Origin of the sequence: Exiguobacterium sp. s166 (genome assembly GCF_018618855.1) — a bacterium.
Lineage (GTDB): Bacteria > Bacillota > Bacilli > Exiguobacteriales > Exiguobacteriaceae > Exiguobacterium_A.
The window spans coordinates 395,465-414,092 of sequence record NZ_JACSMU010000002.1; the positions used below are offsets into that span (position 1 = coordinate 395,465).

The 18,628-nt window shown below is 48.5% G+C and carries 17 protein-coding genes; 1 reads left to right on the plus strand and 16 read right to left on the minus strand.

Going from position 1 to position 18,628, the window contains the following annotated elements:
* The 7 genes from KNP93_RS06425 to KNP93_RS06455 all read right to left on the minus strand — a co-directional run bounded on the left by KNP93_RS06425 (window position 1) and on the right by KNP93_RS06455 (window position 8,379).
* Window positions 1-984 carry an alpha-ketoacid dehydrogenase subunit beta gene (locus KNP93_RS06425; protein ID WP_131503119.1) on the minus strand — a complete coding sequence of 328 codons (984 nt, stop codon included), beginning with the start codon at window positions 982-984 and terminating at the stop codon, window positions 1-3.
* Complete coding sequence (locus KNP93_RS06430; RefSeq protein WP_114596332.1) at window positions 981-1,994, minus strand: thiamine pyrophosphate-dependent dehydrogenase E1 component subunit alpha; 1,014 nt, start codon at window positions 1,992-1,994, stop codon at window positions 981-983. Before KNP93_RS06430 ends, KNP93_RS06425 begins: the two co-directional genes overlap by 4 nt.
* A 13-nt stretch (window positions 1,995-2,007) precedes the next feature.
* Window positions 2,008-3,429: a dihydrolipoyl dehydrogenase gene (lpdA, locus tag KNP93_RS06435; protein ID WP_131973176.1), complete on the minus strand. Its 1,422-nt coding sequence runs from the start codon at window positions 3,427-3,429 to the stop codon at window positions 2,008-2,010.
* A complete protein-coding gene (gene buk / locus KNP93_RS06440) occupies window positions 3,399-4,502 on the minus strand; it encodes a butyrate kinase (protein ID WP_188005255.1) in 1,104 nt (367 codons plus the stop codon). Before buk ends, lpdA begins: the two co-directional genes overlap by 31 nt.
* A gap of 17 nt (window positions 4,503-4,519) precedes the next feature.
* Window positions 4,520-5,644: a Glu/Leu/Phe/Val family dehydrogenase gene (locus tag KNP93_RS06445; RefSeq protein WP_214853991.1), complete on the minus strand. Its 1,125-nt coding sequence runs from the start codon at window positions 5,642-5,644 to the stop codon at window positions 4,520-4,522.
* Between the two features lie 13 nt (window positions 5,645-5,657).
* A complete protein-coding gene (gene yqiS / locus KNP93_RS06450) occupies window positions 5,658-6,578 on the minus strand; it encodes a phosphate butyryltransferase (RefSeq protein WP_131973178.1) in 921 nt (306 codons plus the stop codon).
* Window positions 6,579-6,723: 145 nt separating this feature from the next.
* A complete protein-coding gene (locus KNP93_RS06455) occupies window positions 6,724-8,379 on the minus strand; it encodes a sigma 54-interacting transcriptional regulator (RefSeq protein WP_131503123.1) in 1,656 nt (551 codons plus the stop codon).
* A gap of 121 nt (window positions 8,380-8,500) precedes the next feature.
* On the opposite strand from KNP93_RS06455, the gene KNP93_RS06460 reads away from it, so the two are divergent.
* The gene (locus tag KNP93_RS06460) at window positions 8,501-8,755 is read left to right on the plus strand and encodes a DUF2627 family protein (RefSeq protein WP_131503124.1); all 255 of its coding nucleotides are present in this window, start codon (window positions 8,501-8,503) and stop codon (window positions 8,753-8,755) included.
* Between the two features lie 726 nt (window positions 8,756-9,481).
* On the opposite strand, the gene spo0A is transcribed toward KNP93_RS06460, so the two are convergent.
* From spo0A to folD, 9 genes are all read right to left on the minus strand, one after another.
* The gene (gene spo0A, locus KNP93_RS06465; RefSeq protein ID WP_131503126.1) at window positions 9,482-10,195 is read right to left on the minus strand and encodes a sporulation transcription factor Spo0A; all 714 of its coding nucleotides are present in this window, start codon (window positions 10,193-10,195) and stop codon (window positions 9,482-9,484) included.
* Between the two features lie 3 nt (window positions 10,196-10,198).
* Window positions 10,199-11,905 (minus strand): DNA repair protein RecN, encoded by a 1,707-nt coding sequence (gene recN, locus KNP93_RS06470; protein WP_214853993.1) that lies wholly within the window; start codon window positions 11,903-11,905, stop codon window positions 10,199-10,201.
* Between the two features lie 12 nt (window positions 11,906-11,917).
* Complete coding sequence (gene ahrC, locus KNP93_RS06475) at window positions 11,918-12,367, minus strand: transcriptional regulator AhrC/ArgR (protein ID WP_131503128.1); 450 nt, start codon at window positions 12,365-12,367, stop codon at window positions 11,918-11,920.
* Window positions 12,368-12,509: 142 nt separating this feature from the next.
* Window positions 12,510-13,316 carry a TlyA family RNA methyltransferase gene (locus KNP93_RS06480; protein WP_214853996.1) on the minus strand — a complete coding sequence of 269 codons (807 nt, stop codon included), beginning with the start codon at window positions 13,314-13,316 and terminating at the stop codon, window positions 12,510-12,512.
* A 6-nt stretch (window positions 13,317-13,322) separates the two neighbouring features.
* Window positions 13,323-15,209, minus strand: a complete 1,887-nt coding sequence (gene dxs / locus KNP93_RS06485) for a 1-deoxy-D-xylulose-5-phosphate synthase (RefSeq protein ID WP_131503130.1) — start codon at window positions 15,207-15,209, stop codon at window positions 13,323-13,325.
* Between the two features lie 120 nt (window positions 15,210-15,329).
* Window positions 15,330-16,199: a polyprenyl synthetase family protein gene (locus KNP93_RS06490; protein WP_131973181.1), complete on the minus strand. Its 870-nt coding sequence runs from the start codon at window positions 16,197-16,199 to the stop codon at window positions 15,330-15,332.
* On the minus strand, window positions 16,196-16,417 hold the full coding sequence (gene xseB, locus KNP93_RS06495; RefSeq protein ID WP_214853999.1) for an exodeoxyribonuclease VII small subunit: 222 nt from the start codon (window positions 16,415-16,417) through the stop codon (window positions 16,196-16,198). Before xseB ends, KNP93_RS06490 begins: the two co-directional genes overlap by 4 nt.
* On the minus strand, window positions 16,395-17,738 hold the full coding sequence (gene xseA, locus KNP93_RS06500; protein WP_131503132.1) for an exodeoxyribonuclease VII large subunit: 1,344 nt from the start codon (window positions 17,736-17,738) through the stop codon (window positions 16,395-16,397). Before xseA ends, xseB begins: the two co-directional genes overlap by 23 nt.
* Window positions 17,735-18,568 (minus strand): bifunctional methylenetetrahydrofolate dehydrogenase/methenyltetrahydrofolate cyclohydrolase FolD, encoded by an 834-nt coding sequence (folD, locus tag KNP93_RS06505; protein WP_131503133.1) that lies wholly within the window; start codon window positions 18,566-18,568, stop codon window positions 17,735-17,737. Before folD ends, xseA begins: the two co-directional genes overlap by 4 nt.
* Window positions 18,569-18,628 lie beyond the last annotated feature (60 nt).

Below are 18,628 nucleotides of genomic sequence, written 5' to 3' on the forward strand. Positions count from 1 at the left end.
TTAGTACGCGTGTAGCGTCCGGATTTTATCTTCGATTTTTTCGCTCGAGACGTTAAAGAATTTCTCCATCGTCGGCGCGTATGGCATCGCCGGGACATCCGGACCGCACAGTCGTTCGATTGGTGCGTCGAGATCAAATAACGCTTCTTCCGCAATAATCGCCGACACTTCACTCATGACACTGCCTTCTTTGTTATCTTCTGTCACGAGCAAGACTTTTCCGGTTTTCCGGGCTGCCTCGACGACCGCTTCCCGGTCAATCGGATAAACGGTCCGTAAATCAAGAATATGAACATCGATGCCGTCTTTCTCAAGACGTGCCGCTGCGTCAAGGGCGAATTGAACACAAAGACCGTACGTGATCACCGTCAAATCTTCGCCTTCCCGTTTGACATCAGCTTTGCCGATTTCAACGATATAATCCTCTTCCGGTACTTCACCTTTCAGGAGACGGTATCCGCGCTTATGTTCAAAGAACAACACCGGATCATTCGAACGGATTGCTGCCTTCAGCAGTCCTTTAGCATCGTACGGATTCGACGGAATGACGATTTTTAAGCCCGGTGTCGAATTGAACATCGCTTCGACGGATTGTGAGTGGTAAAGTGCGCCGTGAATTCCGCCGCCGAACGGTGCCCGGATGACGATCGGGCACGACCAGTCATTGTTCGAACGGTAACGGATTTTCGCCGCTTCACTGACGATCTGGTTGACGGCCGGCATGATGAAATCAGCAAACTGCATTTCAGCAATCGGTCGCATCCCGTACATCGCAGCCCCTATTCCGACACCGGCGATTGCACTCTCAGCGAGCGGTGCGTCGATGACACGTGCTTCCCCGAACTGTTCAAGTAATCCTTGTGTCGCCCGGAAAACGCCACCGCGGACGCCAACGTCTTCTCCGAGGACGAAGACCGATTCGTCGCGTTCCATCTCTTCTTTAATTGCGCTGTTGATTGCTTCGATTAAACTTAATGTCGTCATTTCGTTTCCCCCTCATCGTACACGTAACGGAGTGTGTTTTCAGCTGTATCATAGGCTGCTGCTTCCGCATAAGCCGTCGCTTCGTCTACTTCCTGCTCAAGTTTTGCTTCGATGTCTTGTGCCGTTTCTTCCGTTAAGACACCCATCTGAATTAATTTTTCACGGAACAGTTTAACTCCGTCACGTGTTTTCAGTTCAGCCAGTTCTTCTGCCGAACGATACGATTTATCGTCATCATCCGATGAATGGGGAACAAGCCGTTCGACTTCGACTTCAATCAACGTCGGACCATCACCGCGGAGACCACGCTCACGCGCTTCTTTGACCGCTTTATAGACCGCAAGCGGGTCAATTCCGTCAATCGTCACACCCGGCATCCCGTATCCGATCGCCCGGTCGGCGACGTGTTTCGCCGATAATTGTTTCGAAAGCGGCGTTGAAATCGCGTATTTATTGTTTTCACAAAACAGGATGACCGGTAATTTATGAATGCCGGCAAAGTTCGCCCCTTCATGGAAGTCGCCCTGGTTCGATGAACCTTCGCCGAATGAAACGTACGCGACAAGCGGCTCTTGACGCATCTTTGCAGCGAGGGCAATCCCGACGGCATGCGGAACTTGCGTCGTCACCGGGCTAGATCCCGTGACGATGTTTAAAGCACGCGAACCGTAATGACCCGGCATTTGCCGTCCGCCGGAGTTCGGATCTTCCGCTTTTGCGAAAGCGGACAACATGATGTCACGTGACGTCTGACCGAAATGCAACACGACGCCGAGATCGCGGTAGTACGGTAGGATATAGTCCGTCCCTTTTTCAAGCGCGTAAGCGGCGCCGACTTGGGCCGCTTCCTGCCCTTGACAGGAAACGAGGAACGGGATTTTTCCAGCCCGGTTCAATTTCCACATCCGTTCGTCAATCTTGCGCGCCCGGACCATCGTTTCGAACATTTGAATCGCATCTTGCTCCGTCAAACCCAGTTCGACGAGTTCTTTGAATTCTATTTTTTCCATCTGTTTTTCCTCCTTAGGCGTGAACCGCTAATCCGTCAACTGCGAGTGCTGCTTCACCGAATGCTTCTGAAAGTGCAGGGTGTGGGTGGACGAGTTGTCCGACTTCCCATGCCGTTGCATTCAGGACAAGGGCAAGACCGCCTTCACTGATTAATTCAGTTGCTTTTGGTCCAACGATATGGACGCCGACCAAATCATCTGTTTTCGCATCGGAAACGAGTTTAATAAATCCTGCCGCTTCCCCTTCAATCCGGGCTTTTCCGAGACCGTTAAAAGAGAACATCCCCGTTTTGACGTCCAGTCCCGCTGCGACAGCCTCAGCTTCCGTCAAGCCGACCGAGGCTGCTTCCGGCACACTGTAAATACAACGTGGAACAAACGCATAGTTCAGTGGTGTCGTCGAACCGTTGACAATCGTCTCGACCGCTTTTGCACCTTCTGCCGATGCGACATGAGCGAGTTGCAGACGTCCGATGACATCACCAATCGCAAAGATGTGATTATCCTTCGTCCGGAACTCATCATCCACCTGGATGAAGCCGTTCTCAACGACGATGTTCGTATTTTCAAGTCCGATGCCCTCGACATTCGCCATCCGACCGATCGCGACCAACAACTTATCTGCCGCAAGCGTCGTTTTGTCGCCGTTACGGTCGACATCAATCGTCACGCCGGACTCGGTTAACTGGAAACTGTCACTTTGTGCTGCAGCACTCGTCATGATTTTGACGCCGCGCTTTTTGAGCTGACGGGCTACTTCCCGGCTGACAGCTTGATCTTCTGTCGGTAAAATCCGGTCGCTGAACTCGACGACCGTGACCTCTACGTCAAAGTCCGTCAACATCGACGCCCATTCAATCCCGATGACACCCCCACCGATAATGACGATCGATTTTGGTAAGGCGTTCATGTCGAGCGCCTCATCCGAACTAAGCACGTACTCGGAATCAAAGGCCAGACCGTTCAATGGACGTGGACGCGAGCCTGTCGCGACAATCAATTGACGCGGTAAGATCAACTCGCCGTCGCCCTCTTCCGGCTCGACGCTGATTGTTCCCGGCATTGGTGAAAAGATGCTTGGTCCAAGAATCGAACCGCGGCCGTGAAAGACTTCGATTTTTCCTTTTTTCATCAGATGCTGGATGCCGGATTCGAGACCATCGATGATCTCTTGTTTCCGTTGTTTGACCTGTTCGAACCGTAAAAACGATTCCGGTACGTCGACGCCGTATGTAGCGGCGTGTTTTACTGTCTGATAGACGGCTGCCGACTTTAAAAATGCTTTGGACGGGATACATCCACGATGCAGACAGGTTCCCCCGAGTTTTCCTTGTTCTACGATTGCTACTGTTTTCCCGGCTTGTGCAGCACGAATCGCTGCGACATATCCACCGGGTCCACCACCTAGGACAACGACGTCGAATTCTCTAGCCATGTTAGTTCGCCTCCATATTCCTTCACTTGTTCCTCTTGACGCAGTACACGTAAAACGCCTTCTGCGAGCGCACGTAACTCATCTTCACCCGGTATCCGGATGACAGATCCGATGTGTGCGATCCGTTCTTCAATCGCTTTTGTTAACCGGTCACTGTATGCGAGTCCGCCCGTTAAAATGACAGCATCGACTTGACCATATAAAACAGCACTTTGGGCCGCGATCTCTTTTGCAACTCGGTAGGCCATCGCCTCATACAGCAGAGCGGCTTTTTCATCGCCGTCGTCAATCCGACGTTCGATTTCGACCGCATCATACGTGCCTAAGTGCGCGACAAGTCCGCCTGACCCAACGACCAGACGCTTCATTTCCTCGAGTTTATACTTGGTACTATAACATAGTTCTACTAGTTGACCAACAGGCAGGGACCCGCTTCGTTCCGGTGAAAAAGCACCTTCTCCGTCAAGTCCATTGTTCACGTCAATCACACGTCCGTTCAGATGAGCACCGACTGTGATTCCGCCACCCATATGGGCTACAATCAGCCGTAACTGCTCGTATGGTGTGCCAATCTCTTTCGCATACCGTTTCGCGACTGCTTTTTGATTCAAGGCATGGAAAATACTTTTCCGTTCGAGTTCAGGTAAGCCTGTAAGGCGGGCAATCGGTTCCAGTTCATCTACGACGACCGGGTCGACGATGAAGGCGGGAATCGAGAGCATTTGACCAATCTCATCCGCAAGCAGTCCGCCAAGATTCGAAGCATGAACGCCAAACGTTCCGCTTAACAAATCATCACGCATTTCTTGATTGACCCGGTATGTCCCGCTGACGAGTGGACGAAGCAGACCACCACGACCGACGATAGCCGTAAGCGCTTTCAATTCAATTCGTTCTTGTGCCAACACATCAAGGACGACTTGTCGTCTGATCTTCAGCTGATCTGAAAGCGGTCCTCCGACCGCTTCAGCTGAATGGCGCAACGTTTTTGTAAACACTTGCTCTGTCCCATCAAAGATTCCGATTTTCGTTGAGGTTGACCCCGGATTGATGGTTAAAATACGTTCGCTCATTGAAATCCTCCTCTGATTTAACCGCGTGATCCCAGAATGTTTTTATCGCGACGTAAAAACTGGCTGCGGGCACTGCCCATTGTCGCAATCCGTTCTTCCGCCATTTTTTCCGCTGCCCGGTAAGTCGGCAGATGATCACGTTTTGCAATCTCGATGACTTTCGCTACTGCATCATAGACCAGTTCCACTTTTTTCATCGCACGTTCCCGGTTATACCCGTCGAGTTCGTCCGCCACATTGATGACGCCGCCTGCGTTGATGACGAAGTCTGGTGTATAGAGAATACCGCGTTCCTGAAGCATGTCCCCATGACGGTCTTCTTTAAGTTGGTTGTTCGCGGCACCGGCAATGATCTTGACTTTTAGTTGTGGAATCGTCTCAGCATTTAATGTCGCACCCAGGGCACACGGTGCAAAGATATCAGCATCGACACTATAAATTTCATCCGGTCCGACGACCAAAGCACCAAACGCTTCTTCCGCACGGCGTAACGCATCTTGATTGATATCCGTGACAATCAATTTTGCGCCTTCTTCGTGCAGATGACGGCATAAGTTAAAGGCAACGTTACCAACGCCTTGAATCGCGATTGTTTTTCCGCCGAGTGAATCTGTACCGTACACTTCTTTGGCTGCAGCTTTCATCCCGCGGTAAACACCGTACGCCGTGACAGGTGACGGATTACCACTTGATCCGAATGCCGGGCTGACGCCTGTTACGAAGTCCGTTTCCATATGAATGTAATCCATATCGGCTACTGTCGTATTGACGTCTTCCGCTGTGATGTAACGTCCGTTTAACGACTGTACGTAACGACCGAATGCACGGAACAACGCTTCTGATTTTTGAGTCTTCGCATCACCGATGATCACGGCTTTCCCGCCACCAAGGTTAAGACCGGCTGCGGCATTTTTATATGTCATGCCTTTTGCCAATCGTAACGCATCAATCAAGGCTTCCTCATCCGACGCATAGTTCCACATCCGGAGTCCGCCGAGTGCCGGTCCGAGTGTCGTATCATGAATCGCGATGATGGCTTTTAACCCTGAGACTTTATCGTGACAAAAAACGACCTGTTCGTAATCTTCCATTGCCATTGTTTCAAAAATACTGAATCGTGCTTCTACGTTTGTTTCAACCATCGTTAGTTCCCCCTTAGATTGTTTGCTTGATTTTTTTGGTAGGCTGCGCATTAAGTAAAGCAAAGGCCAATGAATACAGTTTCGCTTCCGCCGTATCGGCCCGACTCGTCAAGACGACCGGTGCTTTAGCTCCGACCAAGATAGCGGCGACCGAAGCGTGCGCAAAATACATCAGTGATTTATAAATCACGTTTCCGACCTCAATTTGCGGAACGACGAGTAGATCGGCTGCCCCCGCAACGTCTCCTGTCAATCCCTTTTGTTTCGCCGCTTCTAAATTGACAGCATTATCGAGAGCGAGTGGACCGTCAACAAGGCAATCCTTGATTTGTCCGCGTCGATTCATTTGTGTCAGTAAGGCAGCATCAATCGTTGCCGGCATCGTCGGATTAACGACTTCGACAGCCGCTAACACCGCCACTTTCGGCAAGGAGTATCCGACTGCCCGAAGTGCGGTCACTCCGTTTTCAATGATGTGGACTTTATCTTCCAGTGTCGGTGCGATATGAATCGCAGCATCGGTCAATCCGATGGCTGTCTCCCGTCCCGGTACTTCAAACAACGCAACATGGGACAACACATTTCCTGACCGTAAACCCGTTTCCTTATTTAAGACGGCTTTCATGAACGTTGCCGTCGGAACGAGTCCTTTCATCAAGACATCCGCATCCCCTTTGCGGACGGCATAAGCGGCACGCTCGGCTGCTTCTTGTGCCGTGGCCGTATGCGTGATGACGAATTGCGCCTCACTCAGCTGCCGATCATGGATCATTTTTTGAATACGTGTCGCATCCCCAAACAAATGAAAACGGGCTAAATCGTTCTCAATTGCCAACGCCACGGCATCCATTACTTCTTCATCATCTGCTGATGCAATCGCAACGACTGCATCTTCAAGATCTGCTGCCTGCTGAACCATCTGTTCAAACCTCAAGTCATTTCCCCCCTTACCTGTCATTCTCTTTATTTAACAGCAATTTTCATGCCAATTTTAAAACGACGATATACCAACATTCACTCCTTTATTTTTGCATGGAATTGCATTTATTTGCAATATGTTGCATGCAATAAACTGCAAATCAACACCGGATATTAAACCGCTCCACTTTGTAATAAAGAGCTCGTAAAGAGATGCCTAATTGTTTAGCCGCTTCAGTCTTGTTTCCATTTACAACATCAAGCGCCTCCCGAATCAATTGTTCTTCCACGTGCGACATCTCATCCGACAGGTGTTTGATTTCTTTTTTCGGACGTTCCGATCGTTTAGGTGGCGTCGAAACTACCAGTTGCAAATGACCTTTTCGTAAGACCTGCTCCGTTTTATCCGTAAAAATCAGTGCACGTCCGATGACATTTTCGAGTTCACGGACGTTTCCTTTCCACGTCTGTTTTCGAATGGCATCCAAAGCGTCTTCGGAAACCCGTTCGACGGATCGTCCGTAACTTTGATTTAATTTACGCAACAGATGTGTCGTCAATGGCGCAAGATCGTCAGGTCGTTCACGGAGAGCCGGAATATGAATCGGTAACCGGTTGATGCGGTAATATAAATCTTCCCGGAATTCCCCGGTGATGATTTTTTGCTCGAGATTGGCATTCGTCGCTGCAATGATTCGGACATCGACCGGGACCGCTTTAGCTCCGCCGACTCGAACGACTTCATTTTCTTGCAACACCCGTAACAACTTCGCCTGGACATCAAGCGGCAGTTCACCAATCTCATCTAAAAACAGAGAGCCGCCATGCGCTTCTTCGAAATACCCTCGTTTCCCGCCACGACGGGCTCCCGAGAACGCTCCGTCTTCATAACCAAACAACTCGCTTTCAAGCAGGCTCGGTGCAATCGCTGCACAATTGACCCGGACGAATTGTTCATACCGACGATCACTTGCAGCATGAATCGCATGTGCAAACAATTCCTTTCCGGTACCGGATTCTCCCCGGATTAAGACATTGACCGGCATCGTCGCTGCAAGCTTCGCCTGATCGACGACAAAACGCATCGATTCACTTTCGGCGATGATGTCATCAAACGTGTATTTCGCTTCAAGCGTCCGGATTTTTTGTTTGGCAGCTTTCAGTTCTTTCGTTAATGCCTTCATTTCCGAGATATCCCGAATGACACCAACGGATCCCCGTACTTGACCATCAACGACGACAGGAGCTGCATTCACGATAATATCCCGTCTGTCTTGACCAATCTTCATCCGGGCATCGCGGACACTTTCCCCCGTTTCGAGTACCCGTAAATGGACAGATTCCTGCATCCCGATATCAGCACTTGCCGGTTTACCGATGACGTCATCCTCTGTATAACCGGTCATTCGCGTATATGCCGGATTGATCAGCATCGTCTCACCCGCCTGATCAGCGACTGAAATCGCTTCGCTCGTACAATGAATGATCGCTTCGAGCATCCGCTCCTTTTCTGCCAGCCGTTCCAGTAACACACGAACGAATTCTCCCGGTAAAACGGCGGCGTCCGGAAAATAATGAATCAATTGTTTAAGCACACCGTGTTCTCCGGTCGCGTCAATAATAAAATCAATGGCTGTTCCCTGAAAAGCCGCCCAAGTTTTTTCTACCCGAATTTGTCCCCGTTTTGCGAGTTGAACGCCTGTCGCGTGTTCGTCTGGATCGACGACCCCGATAACCGTCAACAAAGGCGAACGTTGAAAAGCATGTAATACTTCTGTTCCACCGCGCCCCGCACCAACAATCAAGAGATGATGCATTCTGATTCCCCCTTTGAAACTGCTTACATCTTTATCCTACCTGTATTAAAACAGGAGGGCAAATCGAATTCGCAGTCATCTGGATTTTCTGATACAATACGCTTGGAAAGGGGTCACAATCATGCGAATCATCGGTCTATTATCTTTATTCATCCCGGGCATCATCGGTGCCATTGGCATCAAGTTGATGCGGGACAGTGTTTTCTTAAAAGCTCAGTTCCCCTTCCGGTATCTAGGGGATTCTGCCTATGTATATGTTTTACAAGGGTTCACCGGTTTAGCGTTAGCTATTGGTGGCATCGGTTTCGTCGCAGGTTATGTTTTTTACCGCGATCGTAAACGTGGCAAAGTATCGGATCGTTATCAAAAAAAATAAGCACACAAAAAGGTCCCCATCTCTTGAACTCATTTCAAGCGCGGGACCTTTTATTCATATAAAGTTGGTTTCACTTACGGATGAACTCCTCTCATAGTAGAACTATTCGTGTACTTCAAAACCATAGGTTGTCCTCTTAATGAAGAGGTTGAAAGAAATCAGATTTGGCTATCGGGCGATCGATAGAAAGATATAGCTACTCCATCATCTGACTTTACTTGGACCTAGGTGAAGCATAATGTCATCCGCTTAACGCAGTCGATCATTCGGTTGCTAACATTCACTGCTAGACAACACTCCTTTTCACGAACTGTACTTGTTACGGGTCTTGCTTGGTCTTGCTTGGTCTTGCTTTGGACGTTTATTTTACGTTACCCTCCACTTTTTCCTTGCTTCGAAATCGTGAAGTTTCATACCTGTTTGAAATAAATCTTCCAAAAAAGATATGAAATGCCTTGGTAAAAACTCTACCAAGAGAATGTCGTCCATCATTCTTGAGCCGTTTACAGGTGGCGACCTGAGATGAAATGTGTTGAACGGTTTTCCGGGAACCAATTCGACTCGACGTTCATCTGACGTCTTTCCAAATCATTTGGTACCTTTATTATAACAAACATTTCAGTTTATGCAACGTTTATTTAATGAATATTCAGTTTTTATTTATCTAGTAAAAAAAATCAGGATTATACGGATACGTTCATCCGCACAAACCTGATTTTTCTCTGTTCAAGATCCATTCATATGGTTTGACACATAAGAAATGAACTCGGAATTTTTTGGACTTTTCTGTTGTTCAATCCGTCCGTTGAATAAGGTATGTTCACTCATACCTTCTTTCCAGGCCGACTTAATCGCATGACGCATCGCCCGTTCGACACGAGAAGAAGTTGTTTCATGTTTTTTAGCAATCATCGGGTATAACTCTTTTGTGATCAACCCCAATAAATCTTCTCGTTCGAGTACCATCAAGACGGCATCTTTTAAGTACGTGAACCCTTTGATATGCGGAGCGATCCCAATTTCAAGTAGCGTGGTTCCGACTTTCGTTTCAACCGGTTCTACTTGGTTCGTCTGAACACCGTGAACGACCAGGCGGATTTTATTGACGAGTTGATCCAGACTAAACGGTTTTAATAAAAAGTAGGCAGCGCCCAGTGAAACCGCTTGTTGCGATACTTCATCTTTTCCGAACGCACTTAACATGATGACAGCCGGACTGTTCTTTTGATTCATCAATGCTTCCAAGACACCTAACCCGTCGAGATGAGGCATGATGATATCTAATAACAGGACGTCCGTCTCGACATGTTCCAATTTCTCGAGGCAACTCTCGCCATTATAGGCGACACATACCACTTCCATGTCTTCTTGGGCAGATAGATGTTGCCGAATCAATTCGACCATCTCACGGTTATCATCTGCAATCCCCACTCTAATCAATTGTTACACCCCATTTTTAAGCGATTCCTTCATATGCATTGCCTGTTCCATCAGTTCTTCCGCATGACGCAACGTCAAATCCGTCATATGTGTACCGGAAATCATCCGTCCCAGTTCATTTCCGCGCTCCGAATCCGTCAGAACGTTGACCTGTGTCGTCGTCCGGTCCGTCTCTTCGATTTTCCGGATATACAGATGTTGATCCGCAATGGAAGCGACTTGAGGCAAATGAGTGATACACAACACTTGACTGTCGATCGACAGACGATAAATCTTTTCCGCCATCGCTTGGGCGACACGTCCTGATACGCCTGTATCCACCTCATCAAAGATGATGGATGCTACACCGACTGAACGTGAGAAAATCGATTTCAGACCAAGCATGATACGTGACAATTCGCCGCCTGAAGCAACTTTTCCAAGTGATTTAAACGGTTCTCCAGCATTCGTCATGATATAGAACTCAACGAAATCGATTCCGTTTCTACGTAAAGTCGGTACCTTTCCGTCCTGTAGGAAACGAATTTCAAACCGGGCTTTTTCCATATACAACTGACGCAGCTCGAGATGAATCGCCTCACCTAAAAGATTTGCTTCTTTTCTCCGGACTTGGGACAACTCGCCACCGATCTCGAACAGTTCCGTTTCCAACTGTTCCACTTCTGTTTTCAGTTTCTCAATCCGCTCATCCCGGTTTGTCATCGCATCCAGTTCCACACCGATTTTTTTCCCGTAGGCGATGACTTCTTCAATCGTCGCCCCGTATTTCCGTTTCAACTGTTGGAATACGGATAGACGGAGTTCGATTTCATCAAGCCGATTCGAATCAAACTCTAATGTCTCCAGTTGATCACGGACCGCATACCCGACTTCCTCCATCGCATAAAATGCATTCGCCAGGGTATCACTTTGACCTGAAAACTCGTCATCGATACTTGAAGCCTGCTGCAATTCACGCATCGCGTCTCCTACGGAATCGATACCACGTCGTTCATCATGCAACGCATCGTAAGCCGCACTGAGAGAAGCATGAAGCTTTTCGAAGTTCGCTAACCGGTTTCGTTCGCTCAACAACTCTTCTTCTTCTCCTTTTCGGAGTTTCGCACTATCGATTTCTTCCGTTTGAAAGGACAGCAGATCGATGCGTTGCGCTAATTCCTGCTCGCTTTGCGCCAACGCTTGTAAGGCATCACGTTTTTCTTCATACTGCTGAAAACGTTCTTGATACCGTTCGAGAATCGGAGCAATCGTCGCATGTCCGAAATCATCCAAAATCGTTTGATGATACGTACTTTCCATCAAATGTTGATGTTCGTGCTGACCATGCAGATCGACAAGCGCCCGTCCGAATTCCCGCAAAATCGTCAACGTGACTAATTTATGATTGACGCGACAGACACTTTTTCCGGAAGCAAACAAATCACGTCGTAAAATAATCATGCCGTCTTCCATGTCGATCCCGTACTCTTCGGCTAACGAATACGCCATATGACCGTCTTCAATCATGAAAAGACCCTCTAATTCAGCCTTGTCCTCACCGTACCGAACAAATTCAGCAGACCCGCGACCACCGATCAGTAATCCAATCGCATCCAGCACGATCGATTTGCCGGCTCCTGTCTCTCCGGTCAAGACCGTCATACCTTTTTTAAAATCAATCTGTAGCTGGTCAATGATTGCAAATTGTTTTATCGATAGTTCAGCTAACATCTTGTCAACTCCTTACAACATTCCTAAAATACGTTCAGTCACTTCCGTTGCTGCTTCTTCGTTTCGCGTAATCATCAGTATCGTATCGTCTCCACAGACCGTACCGAGCAACTCCGGCCAGTTTAAATGATCAAAGAGGACACCTAATGCGTTGGCATTCCCCGGTAAGACATGCATGACAATCAAATTTTGAGCAGAATCAATCGAGATGAAGCTATCTCCGAGTAACCGGCGTAACTTTCCAAGTGGATTGAACCGCTGATCGGCAGGTAAACTGTATTTATATCGTCCATCATTTAACGGTACTTTTACGAGATGGAGTTCTTTAATGTCCCGAGAGACGGTAGCCTGCGTTACTTTATACCCTGCATTTCGAAGTTCCTCGACCAACTCATCTTGTGTTTCGATTTCTGACTGCGTAATGATTTCCCGAATCTTGATTAACCGTTGCCCCTTTGTCATCCTTGCACCTCACAGTTTTTCTTCACTGATACTATTGTAATCCAATAATTCGATAAAAGTCCATGCTTGCCCTATTCATTCCTGACAAATCAAAAACAGACTCCATCATCTTTGACGGAGTCTGTTCAAAAATCGATTGGACTTATAACGCGGCATGTGCCAGGCGGACAGTTTCAAGTGAATCAACCGACTCTTCCATTCCCGGTGTCTTGAGCTCGGCGTGCAAGAGAAACTCAATGTTGCCTTCACCACCGGTAATCGGTGAGAAATCTAATTGTTTGACATAAAATCCTTCGCGAACGAAGAAATCCACCATCTCTTTGAGTACCCGTTCATGAATCCGTTCATCCCGAACGATTCCTTTTTTACCGACATCATCCCGTCCTGCTTCAAACTGCGGTTTGACGAGCGCGATGACATCCCCACCCTGAGCTAGAATGGCTTTTAAGGGCGGAAGAATTAATCGGAGCGAAATGAAGGAGACATCAATCGTCGCAAAGCTTGGCTGAATCGAAAACATGTCTGGCGTCGCATGACGGAAATTTGTTTTCTCCATCGCCGTCACACGATCGTCCGACCGTAACTTCCAATCCAGTTGATTTGACCCGACATCCAGCGCATACATATGTGCAGCTCCGTTTTGTAAGGCACAATCCGTGAAACCGCCTGTTGAAGAGCCGATATCAAGACCAATCCGTCCGGATACATCGATATCGAATACAGCAAGTGCTTTCTCCATCTTATATCCGCCACGACCGACATATGGCATGACTTGACCTTTAACCGTCAAATCGATGTCTGATTTCACTTTTTCACCGGCTTTTTCGAGTCGTTCCGTTCCACTGAATACAAGACCTGCCATGATGGTCCGTTTTGCTTTTTCACGTGTTTCACATAAACCGCGCTCGACGAGTAAGACGTCGAGGCGGATTTTTTTTACAGTTTCCATGAATCGTTACACACTCTGTTTCTTTCCTTGATTGACAAACGAACGAACTTCTTCCGCAATTTGTCCAGGCAATAATCCGATTTCTTCTAACAATTCGTTGACGCCGCCGTGTTCGATATACCAGTCCGGAATACCAAATCGTTTGACGCGCGGGAAAGCTTCCTGTTCATTGGCATGTTCGAGAACAGCTGAACCGAATCCGCCTTTAAGCACCGCTTCTTCAAGCGTCACGAGTGGAATGCCTTCTGCATATAAAGCCGTCAACATTTTTTCGTCCAGTGGTTTAATCGTCCGGGCATTGATGACCCGTACCGATAACTCTCCTTCAAGAAGTTCCGCGATTTTCAGGGCGTCTTGCACTTGTGGACCAAACGCCATGATGGCGACATCCGTTCCTTCACGCTCCACGTCCCATGTATCAAGCGAAATCTCATGAAGTGTCTCATCCATCGGCACACCGATTCCTTCTCCACGCGGGAAACGGACAGCAATCGGTCCTTCGTGTTTAACAGCCGAATAAAGAAGGTGTTGCAGTTCATTCTCATCCTTCGCCATGACAATCCGAATATTCGGCACGTGGCGCATAAAGGCGATATCAAAGACACCTTGGTGTGTCTCGCCATCAGCACCTACGAGACCAGAACGGTCAATCGTAAACGTAACATCGAGGTTCTGACGTGCAACGTCATGAACGAGCTGGTCGTATGCGCGCTGGAAGAATGTCGAGTAAATCGAGACGACCGGTTTCATTCCTTGTGTTGCCTGACCGGCAGCGAACGTGACGGCATGTTGTTCTGCGATACCGACATCAAACATCCGCTCCGGGAATTCTTTCTCAAAACAATCGAGTTTTGATCCGACGCTCATGGCCGGCGTGATCAGTGTCAATTTGTCGTCCTCACGGGCCATCTTCGTCAATGTATCTGCTACTGTAAACGAATAGCTTGGTGCTTTTGATTTCCCTTTAATGACTTCACCCGACTCAATCTTGTACGGTCCAAGGCCGTGCCATGTGCCGATGCCGTCGTATTCAGCAGGACGGTATCCTTTTCCTTTTTTCGTGATGACATGAAGCAGGACAGGTCCTTCTTCTTTCTTCACGTAGTTCAGCTGTTCAATTAAATCGTTCAGATCATGACCATCAACCGGTCCGTAATAATTGAAACCGAGTTCTTCAAAGAACATGCCGGGAACAAGTGCCCCTTTGACAGCTTCCTTGATTTTCTCTCCACCTTTTTCTAGCTTCCCGCCGATCAAAGGAATTTTTTTAATCAACGTTTCCAGTTCATCTTGCGCATAACGGACTTTGCGGGAAGAACGGATTCTTCCTAACATTTGGTGCATTGCTCCGACATTCGGTGCAATGGACATCTCGTTGTCGTTTAAGATGACGATGACGTTTTGTTGTTCGGCTCCGATATGGTTTAAGGCTTCAAGTGCCATTCCGCCTGTCAACGCACCATCTCCGATGATAGCAATTGCCCGGTCATCGTTTCCTTTTAACTCATTCGACACAGCAATCCCCATCGCTGCCGAAAGTGAAGTCGAGCTGTGTCCGGTTTCCCAGACATCATGGATACTCTCATTGCGTTTCGGGAACCCGCACAACCCTTTGTGTTGACGTAACGTATCAAACTGACCTGCCCGTCCTGTCAGAATTTTATGCACGTACGCTTGGTGTCCGACATCCCAGACGAATTTATCGTTTGGACTGTCAAATTCACGGTGAAGCGCTAACGTCAGTTCAACGACACCTAAATTCGGTGCTAGATGTCCACCTGTTGTTGCTAGTTCTTCAATCAAAAAGCGTCGGATGTCGCCTGCGAACAGTTCTAATTCCGAGACTGACATACGCTTTAAAAATGACGGATCCTGTATCTCTGTCAACTTCATACCTTACCGCCTCTTTCCCTTGCATTCTTATATGGTTTGTACCCTACATTGTACTAGAACAATCTTGCGAACGCCACATTCCCGGCGCATAAAAAAAGACGGCATACTACGCCGCCTCTCTTAATGGTCACGCTTGACGACGAAGTCAAGCAAATCTTTAAGCGGTGCCGCTTCGGCGGAAAGTGCTTCGATTGCTTCATTTGCTGCCGTCACCTGGGCTGCAAGTGCCCGTTCCGCTCCGTCAAGACCTAGTAGTTTCGGATACGTTGCTTTGTCATTTCCTTCATCACTGCCAACCGGTTTTCCAATTTTGTCAGCGTCTCCGGTTACGTCCAAAATGTCGTCTTGAATCTGAAACGCGATCCCGAGATGACGGCCGTATCGCTTCAAATGTTTGAGATCCGCTTCTGTAACGCCGGCTAAAATACCACCTGCTTCGACTGCAAAAATCAACAATGCTCCTGTTTTTCGACGGTGAATCGACTCGAGTTCTTCCGCGTCATTGATTCCGCCGCGCTCCCCCAGCATATCGTCTAATTGACCGCCGACCATTCCGGCTGCACCTGCCGCCATTGCAAGTCGCTCGAGCAATTTCACTTTGACTTCTGCCGTGGCCGTCGTCTCGAGTAAACAGGTAAAGGCATTCGTCAGTAACGCATCACCAGCGAGAATCGCCGTCGCTTCGTCAAATTGAATATGATTTGTCGGACGTCCGCGTCGCATATCATCATCGTCCATCGCCGGTAAGTCATCATGGATCAACGAATATGTATGAATCATCTCAAGCGCTGCCGCTGCTGCGTCACCCATCTTACGGTCGATCCCATACGAATCGAGGACAGCATAAATCAGCGCCGGTCGGACACGCTTGCCACCTGCATCAAGCGAATAACGCATTGCTTCCCGCAGACGATCCGGTGCTTCGAGACGATTCATGAATGTTTCCAGCGCTTGTTCCACTTGCGTTTTCCACTCTGTTAAGACAATCATTGTGATCCCCCTTTTTCACGTAACGTGCCATCTTGCTCCAAGATTTGATCCAACCGTTGTTCTGCCGTCGACAGTTTCCCTTGACAGAGTGCCGTCAATTTGACGCCTTCCTCGTACAAATTCATCGCCTGCTCAAGCGGTGCTTCACCCGCTTCCAGTAATTCGACGATCTCTTCCAATCGCTCTAAAGCCGATTCAAAGGATTGTTCTGTTTCCATCTTCTTCATCCTCTCGTTTCGCTAGGATACTCCCGTCATGAAACTGAACCCGGAAGGTCTGATCTGACAATTCTGTTACGGAGCGGACAAGTCGTCCATCCTGCTCGACGTATGTATATCCACGAAGCATGACTTGCGTCGGACTGACCGAGTCGAGTCGGGCAATCATTTGATATAGCCGATCCTGCTTCGAACGCATGATGGTGTGAATCCGTTCCAGCTGCTTTCGCGTCCGAATCAATTGGCTCCCTTGCTCCGCAAGACGTTCCTGCATCGCAATCCGGGCAAATCGATTCACCTGATCGGTCAACGCTTGTTGTTTCGTCTGAAGTACTTGCTTCCCGATTCGGTGAAGTCCCATCTCTGCCCGGTCCAATCTTTCCTGTTTTAAACCTAACAAGACCCGGGGAGATTTCAATCCGTAACTGGTTGCCAGTCGGTTGACTCGCTCTTTACGTTCGTTGATGTACTGAGCGTAGTGTCGTGTCAACCTTCGATTCAGCTCATTGAGACGCTTCTCGAGTTCTACTGCTTCAGGCGTCACAAGTTCTGCCGCGGCTGTCGGCGTCGCCGCGCGGACATCCGCCACAAAATCAGAAATCGTAAAATCTGTTTCGTGACCGACCGCTGACACAATCGGAATTCGTGATTGATGAATCGCCGTCACAACCGACATTTCGTTGAACGCCCACAGCTCCTCGATTGATCCGCCCCCCCGACCGATGATCATCACATCACATGCCTGATGTTCGTTCATCGCTTCAATGGCACGGACGATTTGGGGTGCTGCGTCTTTTCCTTGGACCAAAACAGGTGCAAAGACGATGGCAGCTTGTGGATAACGCCGCCGTAACGTCGTCGCAATATCATGCAAGGCTGCACCCTTCGGAGATGTTACGATTCCGATTCTTTGCGGGAATGCCGGCAACGGCAGTTTCTGTTCCGCTTCAAACCACCCTCGGGCTTCGACATCCTCTTTCAATCGGATATATGCTTCGTAAAGGACACCTACACCGTCCTCCATCATACGTTCGACGTAGAGCTGCATCTCACCCGACGCGACATATACCGAAATCCGTGCCGTTATGATAACACGGGCACCGTCCCGGATGTCCGTTTTGACACGACCGGCATCGCGGGCAAACATAACGGCTTTCATCCGCGACTGTTCGTCTTTCAACGTAAAATAAAGGTGACCGGAAGAGTGTCGTTTAAAGTTCGACACTTCTCCCACCACCTGAACTTGTTGGAGCAACGAGTCATTCTCGAGTTCCCGCTTCACGTAATGGACGAGTTCGGAAACCTGAAGAGGATTCGTCATTTCGCCGCCTCAATCGTGTTATGAAGCAACATCGTAATCGTCATCGGTCCGACCCCACCAGGAACAGGTGTAATCATCGAAGCGACATCTTTCACAGCTTCAAATTCGACATCTCCGACCAACTTCCCGTCTACCCGGTTGACACCGACATCGATGACAACGGCATCCGGCTTGACCATATCGGCTGTAATCAGTTTCGGTACACCGACAGCGACGATCAAAATGTCCGCCTGACGGGTCATCGCACCGAGATCTGCAGTTTTCGAGTGACAATAGGTCACTGTCGCTGATTCATTCAAGAACAGCATACCGACAGGCTTTCCGACGATTTGACTTCGGCCGACGACAACGACATGACGACCGGCAATCGGTACATTCATTTCCTTGATGAGGTGAAGAATGCCGTTTGGTGTACACGGTAAGAAGGTTGGTTCTCCGATCATCATTTTTCCGACTGAGACCGGATGGAATCCGTCGACATCTTTTTCCGGCGCGATGGCGAAGATGACCTTACTTTCATCAATATGTTTTGGCAAAGGTAATTGAACGAGAATACCGTGTACGCTTGCATCGGCATTCAAACGTTCAATCAAGTGAAGTAATTCCGATTCCCCCGTCTCTTCCGGTAGTCGAATTAAATCAGACTCCATACCAATCTCTTGTGCCGCTTTTTCTTTACCACGGACATACGATTGGCTGGCTGGATCTTCCCCAATTAAGATGACGGTCAGCTTCGGTTGAATACGTTGTTCTTTCAGACGTGCGACTTCTTCTTTCAGTTTCAAACGATACGATTGTGCGACTTGTTTCCCATCGATTACGACTGCCATGATTTTGTCCACTCCCCAAAAAATATTCACTTCACTCTTTGCCTGATCAAACTTCTCTGT

What these genes read in the sequence shown, in the direction of transcription:
- KNP93_RS06425 (WP_131503119.1), bottom strand. Translation starts at nt 984, where the DNA reads ATGACGACATTAAGTTTAATCGAAGCAATCAACAGCGCAATTAAAGAA.
- KNP93_RS06430 (WP_114596332.1), bottom strand. Translation starts at nt 1,994, where the DNA reads ATGGAAAAAATAGAATTCAAAGAACTCGTCGAACTGGGTTTGACGGAG.
- lpdA (WP_131973176.1), bottom strand. Translation starts at nt 3,429, where the DNA reads ATGGCTAGAGAATTCGACGTCGTTGTCCTAGGTGGTGGACCCGGTGGA.
- buk (WP_188005255.1), bottom strand. Translation starts at nt 4,502, where the DNA reads ATGAGCGAACGTATTTTAACCATCAATCCGGGGTCAACCTCAACGAAA.
- KNP93_RS06445 (WP_214853991.1), bottom strand. Translation starts at nt 5,644, where the DNA reads ATGGTTGAAACAAACGTAGAAGCACGATTCAGTATTTTTGAAACAATG.
- KNP93_RS06455 (WP_131503123.1), bottom strand. Translation starts at nt 8,379, where the DNA reads ATGCATCATCTCTTGATTGTTGGTGCGGGGCGCGGTGGAACAGAAGTA.
- KNP93_RS06460 (WP_131503124.1), top strand. Translation starts at nt 8,501, where the DNA reads ATGCGAATCATCGGTCTATTATCTTTATTCATCCCGGGCATCATCGGT.
- recN (WP_214853993.1), bottom strand. Translation starts at nt 11,905, where the DNA reads ATGTTAGCTGAACTATCGATAAAACAATTTGCAATCATTGACCAGCTA.
- ahrC (WP_131503128.1), bottom strand. Translation starts at nt 12,367, where the DNA reads ATGACAAAGGGGCAACGGTTAATCAAGATTCGGGAAATCATTACGCAG.
- KNP93_RS06480 (WP_214853996.1), bottom strand. Translation starts at nt 13,316, where the DNA reads ATGGAAACTGTAAAAAAAATCCGCCTCGACGTCTTACTCGTCGAGCGC.
- dxs (WP_131503130.1), bottom strand. Translation starts at nt 15,209, where the DNA reads ATGAAGTTGACAGAGATACAGGATCCGTCATTTTTAAAGCGTATGTCA.
- KNP93_RS06490 (WP_131973181.1), bottom strand. Translation starts at nt 16,199, where the DNA reads ATGATTGTCTTAACAGAGTGGAAAACGCAAGTGGAACAAGCGCTGGAA.
- xseB (WP_214853999.1), bottom strand. Translation starts at nt 16,417, where the DNA reads ATGGAAACAGAACAATCCTTTGAATCGGCTTTAGAGCGATTGGAAGAG.
- xseA (WP_131503132.1), bottom strand. Translation starts at nt 17,738, where the DNA reads ATGACGAATCCTCTTCAGGTTTCCGAACTCGTCCATTACGTGAAGCGG.
- folD (WP_131503133.1), bottom strand. Translation starts at nt 18,568, where the DNA reads ATGGCAGTCGTAATCGATGGGAAACAAGTCGCACAATCGTATCGTTTG.